This window comes from Bacillus sp. AFS029637 (genome assembly GCF_002584985.1).
In the GTDB taxonomy this organism is placed as follows: domain Bacteria; phylum Bacillota; class Bacilli; order Bacillales; family Bacillaceae_G; genus Bacillus_A.
On record NZ_NUPZ01000010.1, the window covers coordinates 206,015 to 219,624 of the forward strand.

Annotated in this window: 14 protein-coding genes and 1 pseudogene; 11 read left to right on the forward strand and 4 right to left on the reverse strand. The window is 34.6% G+C overall.

The window, feature by feature from the left end; genetic code table 11:
• Window positions 1–20 precede the first annotated feature (20 nt).
• Window positions 21–686, reverse strand: a complete 666-nt coding sequence (locus tag COE49_RS03500; protein WP_088230758.1) for an aquaporin — start codon at window positions 684–686, stop codon at window positions 21–23.
• A gap of 143 nt (window positions 687–829) precedes the next feature.
• Entirely contained in the window at window positions 830–1,795 is a 966-nt protein-coding gene (locus COE49_RS03505; RefSeq protein WP_098945706.1) for a DMT family transporter, read from the reverse strand.
• A gap of 99 nt (window positions 1,796–1,894) precedes the next feature.
• Between COE49_RS03505 and COE49_RS03510 the strand changes: the two genes are divergently transcribed.
• Window positions 1,895–2,467: a helix-turn-helix domain-containing protein gene (locus COE49_RS03510; RefSeq protein WP_088230756.1), complete on the forward strand. Its 573-nt coding sequence runs from the start codon at window positions 1,895–1,897 to the stop codon at window positions 2,465–2,467.
• Between the two features lie 71 nt (window positions 2,468–2,538).
• Here COE49_RS03510 and COE49_RS03515 read toward each other — a convergent pair whose 3' ends face one another.
• The gene (locus COE49_RS03515; protein ID WP_088230755.1) at window positions 2,539–2,724 is read right to left on the reverse strand and encodes a PspC domain-containing protein; all 186 of its coding nucleotides are present in this window, start codon (window positions 2,722–2,724) and stop codon (window positions 2,539–2,541) included.
• 180 nt (window positions 2,725–2,904) lie between these two features.
• Here COE49_RS03515 and COE49_RS03520 point away from each other — a divergent pair, with 180 nt between their 5' ends.
• The 7 genes from COE49_RS03520 to COE49_RS03550 all read left to right on the forward strand — a co-directional run bounded on the left by COE49_RS03520 (window position 2,905) and on the right by COE49_RS03550 (window position 10,330).
• Complete coding sequence (locus tag COE49_RS03520; RefSeq protein WP_098253412.1) at window positions 2,905–4,146, forward strand: amidohydrolase family protein; 1,242 nt, start codon at window positions 2,905–2,907, stop codon at window positions 4,144–4,146.
• A 98-nt stretch (window positions 4,147–4,244) separates the two neighbouring features.
• A complete protein-coding gene (locus COE49_RS03525) occupies window positions 4,245–5,540 on the forward strand; it encodes a purine/pyrimidine permease (RefSeq protein ID WP_088230753.1) in 1,296 nt (431 codons plus the stop codon).
• A gap of 165 nt (window positions 5,541–5,705) precedes the next feature.
• On the forward strand, window positions 5,706–5,930 hold the full coding sequence (gene gerE / locus COE49_RS03530; protein WP_000659484.1) for a spore germination transcription factor GerE: 225 nt from the start codon (window positions 5,706–5,708) through the stop codon (window positions 5,928–5,930).
• 446 nt (window positions 5,931–6,376) lie between these two features.
• Window positions 6,377–6,910: a hypothetical protein gene (locus COE49_RS03535; protein ID WP_088230733.1), complete on the forward strand. Its 534-nt coding sequence runs from the start codon at window positions 6,377–6,379 to the stop codon at window positions 6,908–6,910.
• A gap of 307 nt (window positions 6,911–7,217) precedes the next feature.
• On the forward strand, window positions 7,218–7,886 hold the full coding sequence (locus tag COE49_RS03540) for an ABC transporter permease subunit (RefSeq protein ID WP_240522898.1): 669 nt from the start codon (window positions 7,218–7,220) through the stop codon (window positions 7,884–7,886).
• 1 nt (window position 7,887) lies between these two features.
• Window positions 7,888–8,895, forward strand: a complete 1,008-nt coding sequence (locus COE49_RS03545) for an ABC transporter permease (RefSeq protein WP_240522897.1) — start codon at window positions 7,888–7,890, stop codon at window positions 8,893–8,895.
• 175 nt (window positions 8,896–9,070) lie between these two features.
• Window positions 9,071–10,330 (forward strand): helix-turn-helix domain-containing protein, encoded by a 1,260-nt coding sequence (locus COE49_RS03550; RefSeq protein WP_098253410.1) that lies wholly within the window; start codon window positions 9,071–9,073, stop codon window positions 10,328–10,330.
• A 361-nt stretch (window positions 10,331–10,691) separates the two neighbouring features.
• Here the strand turns inward: COE49_RS03550 and COE49_RS03555 are convergent, their stop codons facing one another.
• Entirely contained in the window at window positions 10,692–11,258 is a 567-nt protein-coding gene (locus COE49_RS03555; protein ID WP_098253409.1) for a TcaA NTF2-like domain-containing protein, read from the reverse strand.
• 166 nt (window positions 11,259–11,424) lie between these two features.
• Here COE49_RS03555 and gerE (COE49_RS03560) point away from each other — a divergent pair.
• The 3 genes and pseudogenes from gerE (COE49_RS03560) to racE all read left to right on the forward strand — a co-directional run.
• Window positions 11,425–11,514, forward strand: a pseudogene (gene gerE / locus COE49_RS03560) (spore germination transcription factor GerE); the annotation flags it as partial.
• 77 nt (window positions 11,515–11,591) lie between these two features.
• The gene (locus tag COE49_RS03565) at window positions 11,592–12,254 is read left to right on the forward strand and encodes a type 1 glutamine amidotransferase domain-containing protein (protein WP_098253408.1); all 663 of its coding nucleotides are present in this window, start codon (window positions 11,592–11,594) and stop codon (window positions 12,252–12,254) included.
• A 438-nt stretch (window positions 12,255–12,692) separates the two neighbouring features.
• Window positions 12,693–13,502 (forward strand): glutamate racemase, encoded by an 810-nt coding sequence (gene racE, locus COE49_RS03570; RefSeq protein WP_088230729.1) that lies wholly within the window; start codon window positions 12,693–12,695, stop codon window positions 13,500–13,502.
• Window positions 13,503–13,610: the final 108 nt, after the last annotated feature.

Genomic DNA, 13,610 nt, shown 5'->3' on the forward strand with positions numbered 1-13,610 from the left:
ATTCAGAAATATTGAAAATTCTATTTTTCAGTATTTAAAATACATTTACCTACAATAGCTGCTACGATACCACCAAGAATTGGGGCAACGATGAATACCCATAGTTGAGAAAGAGCTTCTCCACCAACAAATACAGCTGGTGCGATACTACGAGCTGGGTTAACAGATGTTCCAGTTAACGGAATACCTAATAAGTGAATTAATACTAATGTGAAACCAATTACTAGACCCGCTAAAGAAGAACTTCCTTTTTTACCTGTTACAGCCATGATAACTAAAATAAATACGAAAGTTAAAACGAACTCAACTAAAAATGCTCCAGATAAACCAAGAGTTCCGAAACCATTTTGTCCTAAATTATCTAAAGGTGTTTTAGCGGATTTTAAAATTGTTACTAACGTTGCAGTACCTAATAAACCACCTAAAATTTGAGCTAATACATAATAAAAAAGTTCCATAGCGTTCATTCTTTTATTGATGAACATAGCGATTGATACCGCTGGGTTAATGTGACATCCAGAAACTGTTCCGATGCTATATGCCATAGCGACAATAGATAGACCGAAAGCCATAGCGATTCCTAATGTTCCAATTCCTTCAATTCCGCCGCCAGTGACAGCTACTCCAGTTCCGAATAATACAAGTACAAATGTACCAATAAATTCAGCAATTGCTTTTTTTAACATAATTTACCTCCTGTTATTGCGCATGAAACGTATTATAACATAGGTTTTAGTATAAACAGCCAATGAAATACTATTCTGATAAGGCGGAATAGGGGGACAATATAAAAGGAGTATGGTTCTTTGCCACAGAACCATACTCCTTTTTATGCTGTTTTTTTCTGTTTAATGACTGGAGCAGAACGGTTTAAAATACTATTTGCAACCATTCCTAACATAATAATCATCATTCCAAGTAGGGAAAGCCCACCAGGAAATGAACTATTCAAGAAGATGATTTCACCAAGCACTGTAAAGATCATTGTACCAGCTTGTGTTGCTTCAACAGCACCAAGTAAAGCGAGATTATCTTTTGCTAAATCAGTAGCAAAGAAAAACGTCATCGTTGCAATAACACCAGAACATAATGCTAATAAAAATCCTTGCAGCATTTGGCTAGATGTTGGAATACCTGTAGTGGAAAATCCATATATAGCAAGTAGAATTGTTATAGGGAGACTTCCGATTGCCATTCCTAATACACGTTGGAATGTATCAAGGCGCCCGCCAACAAGTTCCATCATTTTTCGGTTGCCGAACGGATATAAAAAAGCGGCTAATACGACAGGTAAAAACCCTGAAATGAACTGAGTTACTGTAATGTGGCCTGCTGCAGTTGCTTGCATACAAATTACACCAAGTAAAATAAACAATGCTACATATAAACTGCGAAGTGGAATTTTTCCACGTACAAGTTTTGTACCTGATTGCGTTTCTACTTTAACGAAAAATAGTGGTGATAGTAGTAAACCTGCTAATATAGTAACTTGCCAAGTTCCAGCAACGAGCCAAGCTGGAGAAAAGACAGCTGCGAAACTTAATAAAGAATAGAAACCAATACCTGCAACGGAGCCCCATCCGATCCATGCAAATGGATGTTTTTTTAATTCTGTCCATAAATCCCCTAAGTTTTTGCGAAATAAAACGATAAGGAATAAAATAGGGAGAGCGAATAAAAAGCGGAAGGAAGCAGTCCAAGCCCAGCTTGTTCCAGATACATTCATCGCTCTATTAATAATAAAGGTTGCGGAAAAGAAGGCTGATGATAAAAGTCCTAATAATATTGCGCGCATGAAGTAAGCACTCCTTTCAAAAATAAATAATTATGTATAGTATACTATACTTTAAAGTAATAAAAGTAAACTATTTTATACATTAAGGTGGTTTTATAGATGAAAGAAAATGAAGATATGCAAACGAAAGAAGTCATTCAGCAAGTAGGTCAGCTACTAAGACAAATTCGAAATGAAAAAAAATTAAGTTTAGAAGAATTAGCTCAAAAAACAGGGGTTAGTAAATTAACATTAGGAAAAATTGAAAGAGGAGAAACGAATCCAACGTTAGCCGTCATTTGGAAAATAACGAAAGGATTATCCATTCCTTTATCGAGGTTAATGGTTGTTGGAGAACCTGTAGCTGTTGCGCGCTGCGGTGAAGGGTTTGCAGTAGATGTAGGACAAGCGTGGCATTTAGAAACGATGTTCCGTTATACGAAAGAAACGGGGATGGAAATGCACCGTGCTTGTTTAAGATCAAATAGTATATATGAACCGGAAGCTCATCATGAAGGTGCTATTGAACTTGTAACGGTAATGAAAGGGAAAGTTTCGATTCAAGTGGAGAATGATACATACGAATTAAATGAGTTTGACTCTATCCAATTTGAAGCAAATAAGAAACATAGTTACCGAAATAATGGGGATGAAGTGGCGGTATTACATTTAACGATGAAGTATTCTTCATAAAAACAAGCACCTATAGAACAGAATTCTATAGGTGCTTGCTTATATTTCGTTTAAGTATATAAATGATGCCGTTAGTACGAACGTGGCATAAGTAATAAACAAATGAGATAGATTAAAAAACCTGTTCCAAAACATAGAACGGCAATGACCCAAAGTATTCGAATGAGAGTAGAACTAATATCAAAATATTCTCCTAAACCACCACATACACCAGATAACATTTTATCAGTTTCGGATTTACATAATTTTTTTGACATATTACGATCAACTCCTTTTTATATCAAACTACATACTTCTATTCTATATGGAAATTTATGAGAAGACTATGAGGTTGTATGACATTTTTTTAGGGAGCAGTCTTATTAATTGTCTTAATTTTCAGGTGATATTAAAATTATAAAAAAGGTAACTTTTAATAAAGGGTGGGGGCAATAGAGATGACAGTATACTGGTTGACTAATGTAACGCTTGAATCGGGGTATACATATGAAGAAGGGAGAATTTCTAAAACAGAAACAGAGTTATGTAGTTTACTCATTGAAGATGGACAAATTAAAAAAATTATAGCAGGGGCTGTTCAAGAGGAAGGGGTACTAATTCTTGATGCTAATCGTTTATTGATTTTGCCCGCTTTCGAAGAGATGCATATTCACATTGATAAGACCTATTATAGTGGTCCTTGGAAAGCTTGTATGCCAGCAGAAAGTATTTTTACACGTTTTAATGAAGAAGAAAAAATTTTGCCAAAGCAATTAGCAAGTGCTCAAGATAGGGCGGGAAATATGTTAGCGTTATTGCTTCGAAATGGTGCAACGAATATAAGAACGCATTGTAATGTTGATCCGATTATTGGACTTGGTAATTTGGAGGCGACGTTAGCGGCGTTGGAAATATATAAAAATCAGGTTTCTGGTAGAATTGTTGCTTTTCCGCAACATGGATTATTGCGCAGTAATTCTGTGCAACTTGTGAAAGATGCGATGCGTATGGGTGCGCATCTAGTAGGTGGAGTGGATCCAGCTACAGTGGATAATGATATTGAAAAATCATTACATACAATTATGGATATCGCGGTAGAGTTTAATGCGGATGTTGATATTCATCTGCATGATGCGAACAATCTTGGAACGTTTACAATGAAGAGATTGGCAAGTCTAACAGAAGAAGCGGGATGGCAAGGTCGCGTAACAATTAGTCATGCGCTTGGACTTGGTGGTGTTACGGATAAAGAAGCTGAAGAAGTGGCGGAAAGACTAGCTGCTTTAAACATTGATATTACTTCAACGGTGCCAATTGGGAAACAAGTAATCCCAATTCCGTTATTAGATAAAAAGGGTGTGAAAGTTTCATTAGGAAATGATAGTATTACTGATCATTGGTCACCGTTTGGAACGGGTGATATGCTGCAAAAGGCAAATCGATTAGCGGAACGTTTTGGGTGGAGTGATGAAAGGTCTTTAGGAAAGGCACTTCGCTTTATTACGGGAGGAAAAGAAACGTTAAACAATGAAGGGGAGCGAGCGTGGCCGAATGTAGGAGATGAAGCGAGTTTTGTTTTGACGAATGCAACATGTACTGCTGAAGCGGTGGCGCGTCAAACAGAGAAGCGCTTAGTCGTACATAAAGGAAATATTGTTGTTGGCAGTTTAAATGAAGTGGAATTAAATAATCTTGTGTAAAGGAATCGTTTAAATGTTTTGGGAAGGGTTCTAATTGTAAGTGTAGAACCTTTCTTTTTTATGCTTACAGTATATTTCTTATAAGGAATATAGAAGGGATGAAAAAATTGGGCAATCAACACAATCAAAATCATATTATGGGAACTTTGCAATGGTTTATATTTTTATTAGCGAACTCAATCGCACTACCAATTGTTGTTGGCGGATTATTTCACCTTACGACGGAAGAAATATTTTATTTAATGCAGCGTACGTTTTTTGTAGTTGGTATATCCTCTTTTTTACAAGGTTGGATTGGACATAGACTACCAATTGCGGATGGGCCAGCTGGATCTTGGGTTGGTGTATTTACTGTACTTGCTTATGCAACTGTCGGGCAGGATCAATTACATAGTACGTTGCAAATTTTAGAATTAGGAATGATAATTTCCGGTGTAATTTTAATAGGATTAGGAGTAAGTGGTTTTATAGGGCGTATTTTATTTTTATTTACGCCGCTTGTGACAGGGACGTTTTTACTTTTGTTATGTTTACAACTAAGTGGTGTATTTTTGAAAGGAATGCTAGGAATTACAGCCACTGTTTCTCAAGTCGATGGATTTACAGCAATAATCGCGTTTAGTATATTTTTGTTCGTTATTATACTATCTAATTTTGGGAAAGGTTTTGTTAAAAGTTATGCAGTTTTAATTGGATTAATTAGTGGGTGGATTATCTTTTTAATTGCAGGGAAAGTGACGATTCCGTCTCAAGTAACTCACTTTGTGCAATTTCCACATATATTTGCTTGGGGACTTCCGAAATGGAATACAGGGATGGCTGTATCAAGTTTCGTTATGGTATGTATTTTAGTTTCAAATACAGTAGCTGCTATTATAGCGATTAATCAAGCTACCATTCATAAAGCGACGATTGAACAAAAACAGTTGAGAGATGGTACGTGGGTTGGAGGCATCTCGCATATTATTTCCTCCGTATTTTCAACTGTAGGTGTCGTTCCGTTACCAGCAACAGCAGGATTTATACGCTTAACAAAACAAAAATATATACGATCGTTCTTAATGGCATGTGTACTACTAGTCGTTATGTCGCTTTTTCCAAGTATTATTCGTTACTTAGCGTCGTTACCATCCGCTGTTGCATCTGCAGTTTTAATGGCTTCATTCGTACAGTTAATCGGGATCGGGCTAAACAATATAAAACAAGTGGAGCTTAATGAAAGGAATGTAACAATTTTAGGAGTAGCAGTATTATTTGGCAGCGGTGTTATGTTTTTACCGTCTGGAGCACTCCAATCGTTGCCGTCTGTTATGCAATATATATTCGGAAATGGTTTGTTCGTAGGTACAGTTGTGAGTATATTACTAGAACAAATATGGCGCATTGGAAAGTAAGTGGATAAAAAGAGGGTGCGCACTGTATAAAAGTCTAAAATAACATAGGAAATAAAGCCCATTTTCATTCACCACCTGCACATTTCGTTCATACAATATCTTGACTAAATAAACACCCAACTTACACATACACGGCTCTGGCTTAAGCAAGGAGGGTTATACCAGTTGAAGGAAAAAGCGTATCAATCTAAACCTTTACTCACAAAGAGAGAAAGAGAAGTATTTGAATTACTGGTTCAAGATAAAACAACGAAAGAAATTGCAGGTGAACTTTTTATTAGTGAAAAAACAGTACGCAATCATATCTCAAACGCAATGCAAAAGCTAGGGGTTAAAGGACGTTCACAAGCAGTTGTAGAGCTTCTTCGCATGGGAGAGCTCGAACTATAAGAAGTAAGCCGACTTTTATACAAAAAGTCGGCTATTTTTTGTTTGTATTTTGAAGTGAATGATTGAAACAAAAACATGCTGAGAAGTAAGAGACGTCTAGTTTTTAATTTGTGAATTTTTCCACTTCAATTCTTGATTTACTTAACATATCTATTACCTGCTAGGTAGCTCATATTAATTTTTAGTCCGATAATTAGTGTTAATTTTCCCAATTGTCTGATTTTAAAGTTGTGTGGATAATAAAGATATAAGTTCAATAAAAAGTATTTTAACAGGTTGGGAGTTGGTTTTAACAAATATGAAGTTATACATATTACTTATATTGTCATAATTGACCAAGATTTTAAGAATAAATGGAAATTATTGAGGGGAAAAAGGGTTGGATAGACATATTAAGAAAGTTTAATAGTAAGTCATTACAAATTTCAAATCAATAGGAGGGGACCATGAAAAAACTTTGGGTTGTCATTGCGTTACTTTGTTTGGTATTTGTGGGATGTAGTAACGAAAAAGTTTCACGAGTAGTGAAAAAAGAGGTTACGTTAGATGCTGGGGTCAAAGGGATAGGAAATAAAATCTTTTTGTACGGTAATAGTAATTTACCCGAAGGAACATTCATTAAAGTGGTTTTTAAGGAGATTGATGCAAATCAATCTATAGCTGAAAATACAGTTAAGGTTGATAAAGATGGTAAGTATAATTGGGAGACAGATAAACCGAAGTTAGATCAAGAGTACGAATTGAACGTCATGTTTTTACCAGAAAAACAATCAAAAGAAGTTCAACAGAAATATGGTAAAACGGGAGAAGCAATTGATAAGGAATCGATAGGTTTCATTAAATACGAGGTAGAGGGAAAGACATATACAGGTATTAAAATGTATTCTCGTGTTCATAAGATTACAAAGGAAGAAAATGGGCAAAGTACACAAGGGCAAAGTACAAGGTTATCTGAAGTAATGCAGCCACCTCTTGATTAATTCTACAGTATTTTGAATTAAGCTTTTGTTAAGTACGTTGAAGAAAGGGGGACAAGGCATAAAGTCTCGATCTTATATAAGATCGAGACTTTTGCCAATTATTATGAAAATAGTAAAGGTATTTTGTCGATATGGAGTGGATTTGCTTCTCACCCTCTTTACTATTCTATTCATCATTGCTTTTTCGAGAAGTTATATTCATCTTCCAAATCTGCAGGGATGGAATGTACTTTGGGAGCAACTTCAACATCTTTTTTTTAGTTTATTATCAATCAATGAAATTCAAGTGCGGATTAACAATTTACATATGGAATCTTTAGTTTCGGCAATGAAAGAGCCATATGTATACTCATTAAGTATTTTATGGGGAGGATTCATCGTCTCATTTTGTATTGCGATGGTTTTTGCTTATTTATGTTTTAACTTACCAAAGAGGGTACAGAAGGTTATTAAAGGAGTAGCCTTTTTTATTGAGTCTATTCCTGATGTGGTGTTTATTTTCTCCATTCAACTCTTTGTTATTTGGGTATTTCAAAAAACGGATTTATTAGTGGTAAAACCATTGGCTGGATTTGATAATGTGTATATGTTACCGATTTTTACGATAGCAATTTTACCTTCTGTTATGTTGTTTCAAATGATGATTTTAGCGTTTCAAAATGAGGAAACGAAAACATATGTTGAATACGCAAAAGCAAAGGGGTTGTCACGAAAAGATATTTTATTTCGACATATCTTTCGTAATGCGTTAGTAACGGTGTTTTCTAATATGCAATATTTATTTTGGTTTATGCTGTCCAATTTGTTAGTGGCGGAATATTTGTTTAATATGCGTGGTTTTTTTAGTTTTCTCTACAAGCACAAGTTTGAAACGGAGGTTTTAGCAATAGGTTTGATTGCGGTTTTTATTCCGTTTTATATTGTAGATATTGTAGGGAAATGGTTTATTACTTATTTAACAGGAGAGGGTGAATAGGGTGAAACGTTTGTTGCGTAATAAGTATTTTGTTTGCAGCTTTCTATTCATTTGTTGTTTATTAATCATGAGTTTTCTATACTCTTGGTATTTAAAAGAACATATCCCTATTCCTCCTAAAATGTTATATGGAGATCAAGAACAGGTAGTTGATATCCCGCCTTATCCACCTAGTTGGAAGTATCCGTTTGGTGTAGATCGCCAAGGGGAAGACGTATTTTGGAAGGTTATAGATGGGGCAAAATATACCATTTTTATAGCGTTAATAACGAGCTTATTGCGACTTTTTCTTGGTGTAATAGGCGGAGTAATCTATGCGTTTTATCTGAAACGATTTCAATTTATAATAGAGGGAATGATTAGAGCATTTCGTTTTGTTCCAGCTGTAATGCTTACAATTTTGTTTTTTGTTGGATTGCCATTTGTTGAAAATGGTTCAAGCCTAGATGTAATAGGAAAACAAATTGTTATCTTAGCTCTTGTAGCAGTTCCTCCTTTAATTAGTTTAATTGGAATGGAAGTGAATCAATTTTTGAAAAATGAATTTGTAGCTTGTTCGCGCACTTTAGGTGCAGGTGATATGTGGTTATTACGAAGGCATTTATTTCCTCATTTGCGCCCGAAGTTATTTTTATTTTTTATGCAACAAACAGTACAAGTTTTGTTACTTCTAGTTCATCTAGGGACATTTCAAATTTTGATTGGCGGAGCTAAAGAGATATTAAAATCTGGTGGAACTGGACCAGCGCAGACAATCTCCTTATCATTATCAAACGAATGGTCAGGAATTATTGGTTTATCCTATCAGGAATTAATGCTGGATCAATGGATTATAGTAGGACCATGTATAGGATTTGTCCTTGTTATTTTTGCTTTCAATTTGATGAGCAAAGGAATTGAGCAAGTTATGAATGAGAGAAAAGTATATACACAAGTAGAAGCTGTAGATAGTAATAAAGTGAATCATTCAAAAAATGGTACAGACTTTGAATTTGTAAATTTACAATAGGTCATTATATAACTCATGAAAAAGAAGGTATGATATTGTTGTCAAGATAAATGACTAATGGTATCATACCTTCTTTTTTAATCGTATATTTGATTTTGTGTAGCTTTAGATGATTGAATATTCAGTAAAATAATAGTAAAATTTATATAGTAATTATTGGAAAAGGGGATCTTGTATGGGTATTGGGAAAATTATTTATTACCACAGAAAAAAACAAGGTAAGACGCAAGAAGAATTGTGCGGGGGTATATGTTCGGTTACGCATTTAAGTAAAATAGAGAATAACTCAAAAGAAGCAAATATAGGTACTTTAAAATTATTATGTGAGCGATTGGAGATATCTATTGAAAAGGAAGAGGGGAAAATAAGAGATATTCAAAAGAAAATAGATGGTTTCTATGATGCGATAGAGCGATTAAATAAAGTAAAAGCACAGTCCTTATACAATTTTTTGAGCAATGATAAAGAGTATATAAGTTGCACGAAATACATTTATTTATACGAATTATGTGAATTGAGATATTATTTGTTTTTAGATAAATTGGATGAGGTCGAAAAAATGTTTGAAAAAATTAATAAGCATAAAAGGAAATTTTCCCAGTATGAAAGGTGTTTATCAGATTTTTTATATGTTATATATTATCTAAAAAAGAATGAATTTACTAATGCACTAAAAGCATTACATGATATTAGCGAGTTAGTTGAAATTTATGGAGATAAAATAAAAGAGTATGATTATTATCAAGCTTTAGTACATAGTAAATTGAATCATTCCACTTTAGCTATCTATTTCGGATATAAAGCGTTAAAAATATTTCAAGACACGAGCAATATTTATCGTATACTACATGCTAAAACAATTATTGCAATTCATCTTATAAGAACAGGCGAATATAAGGCAGCTGAAACAATCCTATTGGAGATGTTAGATGATGCTGAATTGATGCAAAATGAATCAGAAGCAGCAAGAACTTTGCATAATTTGGGTTTTTTGTATGAGTCTCAGAAAAAACAAGTAAAAGCATTAGATTATTACTATAAATCATTGCAGTTAAAACAAAAGCATACACAGATTTATTCCCTAACATTAAGAAATATTGCGCAAATTTTTCTGGAACTGCAAGAGTTTGAAAAAGTAGTTGAGATCCTAAAAGAAGAACTTCTCGTTTTTGAAAATAAAGAAAATACAGAATATGTGAAGTTAAATGTGTTATATCTACAGGCATTAGGGAAAGAGGAATCTTTAATTCACTATTTAATTCATCACGGTCTACCTATTATGAAAAAAAATAATCAACTAGAAGAAGCTTTAGAATATGTAGAGAAAATTGCTTTCTATTATAAAGAAAGTAATCTTCCATTATCTAATGAGTATCTTCGTATTAGTAATAATATATTAAAAAGCTTATTGCATAATAGGGAATATAATGAGTAAGTTGATTAAATATATCGTATTACGTATTATCTTTTTATCTCTGTGGATATATCGAGTGCATAAGGCGAAATGTATCACCTAGGTTTCGGTGCCATTTTATTAATTAGAATGAATCGAAGGTGAATAAAACAATATACATAAGAATTTATTATTCACTAATTCTTATGTGTATAAAATAATTTATTTACAGCAGTAAAAACAGTACATAAAAGGCAGTTCCGTAAGTTTGGAACTGCCCAAAAGATTAAAATTCTTCATAAGTTTGTCTAATCTCAATTGTTTTTTATTGAGAACTTAAGTGTGATAAAAAGTCTATGTAAACCATTATAGAATGGTTTATTATCTTTTTGCTAAGAAAAGTTTACAATGGTTTATGATCACTTACCTTAAGTTTGTTATTTTCATCAACTATAAGCGTGTATTTATGCTCACCCTTATCCGCAGGTTTCTTTTTCCCATGATTATAAATGTCATATTCTTCGTATGTGTATACTACGTATTCATTGGGGTTTTTCACTTCTACCTCTGTAACTTGACTCTTTAGTAGTTCCTTTGTGGTTTTGTTGGTGTAGTTTTCATCGATCTCCTGAAGTTGTGCTGCTTGAAAACTTCCTTTAGAGGTCAGATAACCTTTAACTTCATCCAAATCATTGTCATTTAGGACCCTTACATTTGCACTGTTATTTAGAGCTTGTACACTTGCGCGGTTATAGCGACTCATAAATTCATCAATTTCAGTTTTGGAAAAATTTTTTGTTTTTTCCGAAACTTCACTTTGCTGTAGTGCAGCTTCTTTAGAATTGTTTTTATCAAAGAATCTCTCCAAAAAAGATGCACCATCATTTAAAAGGCCAAATAGAGCAGCACCACCAAAGATAATACCGCCTGCAAGTGCCTTTGCACGCCCCGATTTTTTTTCAGAACTCATAAATCTCCATCTCTCCTTGTATAAATATGAATAAATAAATTCTAGTGTAATTTTACCATGTCATTTTAAAGAAAAATAGAACTTTAATTTTTTTATTCTAAGTATATCTGTAGGAGAAAAAGTAGCGTTTATTTGACACTTATGTGGTGAAATTTAGGTTCTACTACACATCTCAAACGCAATGCAAAAGCTAGGGGTTAAAGGACGCTCACAGGCAGTTGTAGAGCTTCTTCGCATGGGAGAGCTCGAACTATAAGAAGTAAGCCGACTTTTATACAAAAGGTCGGCTATTTTTTGTTTGTTTCATGCATAAATAGGTAGTAAGGAGGGGATATGTTGAAAAGGATATTATTAGTTTCAACAAGTGCTCATGATATGAATGGACACCCGACTGGTTTGTGGCTTGAAGAGCTTGCTGCTCCTTATCATTTGTTTAAAAAGGCTAAGTTTGATGTTGATATTGTGTCGATAAAAGGCGGGAGAGTACCTATTGATAGAGTATCTATCCCAAACGGTATCCCACGTGAATTTAAGTATGTCGCTTCTTTATTGCAAAATACGAAGCCGATCTCTACTGTTCATTTTTCAGATTATGATGCGGTTTTATTTGGTGGTGGGCACGGGGCGATTGTAGATTTTCCAGGTAATCCGTATGTAGCAAATTTAATTGAGAATATGTACAATAGTAACCGGATTGTCGCTGCTGTTTGTCACGGAGTAAGCTCCTTAGTAGGTGTGAAAAATAAGGATGGCTCGTTCTTTAGTGCTGGTAAGCGTATAACAGGTTATACGAATGATGAAGAAAAAGCTGTGCATTTAGAAAAACGAGTTCCATTTTTGCTAGAAAGTAAGTTGAAAGAGGAAGGGGCTTTCTTTTATGTTGCTCCTAATTTTACGCCGCATGTTGTAGTAGATGGGCATTTAATTACAGGGCAAAATCCGCAGTCTAGTGTGGAAATAGGTAAGGCTATAAAAAGAGTTGTAAACAAATTATAGTCTTTTTAATTTCTGCGCATTGCTTCTTATTAATAGGAATGTCTTCTATTCAGAGAAAGGTAGCGTAATAAATACGTACTTTATTATAGAAGAAACCGACTTTCATTTAGAGGGCCGGTTATTTTTCTGTCTTGCAAATTACGAAAAAAAGGAGCAAAATAAAAAAGGTCCTAGTCTATACAGGTACACATAAAAATTTTTCATACAGGAGCATTTTAAGTGAGCGAACTTAAAATGCGTAAAATATAATGATAAACATAAAGTGAAACTTTAATCAGTGGGGGTGTTCATCCCCGCTGATTATTAGCCTTCACCAATCGGGTGTTTATAGGCAGTGGATCTCCTGCTTAACTTCTTTGCTGCAACCGAATGTTGAGGTGGGAGTTTTACTGCCCGTTAACGCGGGATAAAATAAGATGATGAATGAGAAAACGGGTGATGAAGTTGAGTAGAGCAATCGGTGTTATCGATTCAGGAGTTGGCGGTTTAACAGTAGCGAAGGAATTAATTCGTCAGTTGCCGAAAGAGCGTATTATATATTTAGGAGATACAGCACGTTGCCCGTATGGTCCGCGTTCTCGAGAGGAAGTGCGTCAATTTACGTGGGAAATGACAGAGCATTTATTAGATTTAAATATTAAAATGCTAGTTATTGCGTGTAATACAGCAACTGCGGTTGTACTAGAAGAAATGCAGAAGCAATTACCGATTCCGGTAGTAGGAGTTATCCATCCGGGGTCACGCACAGCTTTAAAAGTGACAAATACGTACCATGTTGGGATTATTGGAACGATTGGAACGGTGAAAAGTGGTGCGTACGAAGAGGCGTTAAAGTCTATTAATAACCGTGTTATGGTAGAAAGTTTAGCTTGCCCGCCTTTCGTTGAACTTGTAGAGAGTGGGAATTTCGAAAGCGAAATGGCGTATGAAGTTGTGAGGGAAACGTTGCAACCGCTGAAAAGCACTGATATTGATACGCTTATTTTAGGGTGTACACATTATCCGATTTTAGGCCCGGTTATTAAAAAGGTAATGGGAGATAAAGTGCAATTAATTAGTTCGGGTGATGAAACAGCGCGTGAAGTAAGTACGATTTTATACCATAGTAAAATGTTAAATGAAGGAGAAGAACAAAGTGATCATCTCTTCTTAACGACTGGTAAAATAGGCTTATTTAAAGAAATTGCATCAAAGTGGTTCGGTCAGCCGATTGAAAATGTGAAGCATATCAATTTAGAAGCAGAATAATAGTAGACTCATATAAGTGAACTCCTGAGAAATCAGGGGTTTTTATTTATAAGTGGCTTGTTCTAAAATGTGAAACAGCTCGTATACATAATAGTACAAACTTAGCTT